The sequence below is a fragment of the Bartonella rochalimae ATCC BAA-1498 genome, from assembly GCF_000706645.1.
GTDB classification, from domain to species: domain Bacteria; phylum Pseudomonadota; class Alphaproteobacteria; order Rhizobiales; family Rhizobiaceae; genus Bartonella; species Bartonella rochalimae.
In genome coordinates this window covers 721,883-723,628 of record NZ_KL407337.1, presented here as the reverse complement: position 1 = coordinate 723,628, position 1,746 = coordinate 721,883, and the positions used below count along the sequence as shown (strand labels likewise).

1 protein-coding gene is annotated in these 1,746 nt (G+C 35.3%); it reads left to right on the top strand.

The window, feature by feature from the left end:
- Positions 1 to 1,353: YadA-like family protein (locus tag O99_RS03155; RefSeq protein WP_210164647.1), on the top strand; the 1,353-nt coding region annotated here is incomplete at its 5' end.
- Positions 1,354 to 1,746: the final 393 nt, after the last annotated feature.

The following is a 1,746-nucleotide window of genomic DNA, read 5'->3' as shown; positions in this document are numbered from 1 at the left end:
ACGAGTATGGATAAAGTTCAAGGAGATGTTACAACGATTGCGAAGAATGCCTCATCCTATTTGGGAGGCGGATCGGATATTCTTGGAGGTATAGCGCCAAGTTATAAAGTCCAGGGTAGTGATTATAGTAATGTAGGTGAGGCCTTTGCTGGCGTTGACACAACATTGACAGAGATCCGTCAAGAAATGACTGAAAGTACTGAAAATGTTGCACAAAATAGCTTATTGTGGAGTGATAGTGAGCAGGCTTTTGTTGCACGTCATGGTAAAAAAGGACAAGAAAAAAATAGTAAACTTAAGTTTCTTCTTGATGGAGATATAGCAGAGGATTCGACTGAAGCGATCACAGGAGCACAGCTTTATAAAACAAACAAACGATTTGATGAAGCAAACATGCAACTTGCTGAATATTTAGGAGGTGGAGCTGGATATAAAGATGGTGTATGGACTGCTCCTACGTTTAATATTGTTCAATTTAATTTTGGTGGTAAAGCTAATGGACCGGAATACAAAGAGTATAATAGTGTAGCTGGTGCTTTTGATGGTGTTAATCAAAGTCTGAAAGATTTGAATAATCGTTTAGGTGATGTCGAAAATCAGACAGAACAGGCAAAAAATGATACGATAAAATGGGATGAGAATAAAGGTGCTTATGACGCAAGCCGTAAAAATAAAGATGGAAAAATGGAAAGCACGACAATTACTGGTGTGAAAGATGGTGATGTAAGCGAAGGCTCTACTGAAGCAGTTACCGGGAATCAGCTTTGGAATACGAATCAAAAAGTTGATAAACTTGAAAATGAATTTAATGATTTTAAGAATGAAACTGGTCAGAAGGCAGAGGGAGCAGTTCAATATGATAAAGATAAGGATGGGAAGAAAACCAATAAAATTACGTTAGCAGGAGGCGATGCCAGTGCACCTGTTGTGATTGATAATGTTGGTGATGGTAAAGTTGAGAAAGGTTCGAAAGAAGCTATTAATGGAGGTCAATTGTATGAGAAGATGGCACTTGTTCTCGATGATTCAAAGAAGTATACAGACGAAAAGGTGCAGGAAGCTAAAGATTACACTGACATGAAGTTTGAGAGCCTGAATTATAATATTGAGGGCGTAAAAAAGGAAGCAAGACAAGCAGCAGCTATTGGTCTAGCAGCAGCTAATCTTCGTTATAATGAAATGCCTGGAAAACTAAGCATTGCGGTTAGTAGCGGTTTATGGAGAAACCAATCTGCCTTTGCTTTTGGTGCTGGCTATACATCTGAAAACGGTAATATACGCTCTAATATTTCTATAACAAATTCAGGCACAAATTGGGGTATAGGTGGAGGTATACAATTTACACTTAATTAACCCCCTAAATAACAGCTAATTTTAAACAAAGAACTTTCGCTTTAGAATCAAAAGCGGAAGTTTTTTTTGGCAAAAAAATGTCCAAATACTTAAAAAAAACATAAAATCCAAAAAAATACTTGATACCTAACCATTTATGCTCTATAAGATCCGAAATGGTAACAACAATAGACACAATAAGACCTATTGTTAATTTCTATAACTATAATTAAAATACACTTTATTATTAAACCAAAAACCAATCAACCTCTTAAAAATAAACTCTATAAAACCACAATACAAACTACTAAAACAAAATTATGTCTTTTTAATGTCAATCACTCTAACCAAAAAATTTTTATAAAATGCACCAAACCCTAAACCAAAAAACTACAATCTCATTAATTGAAGAAT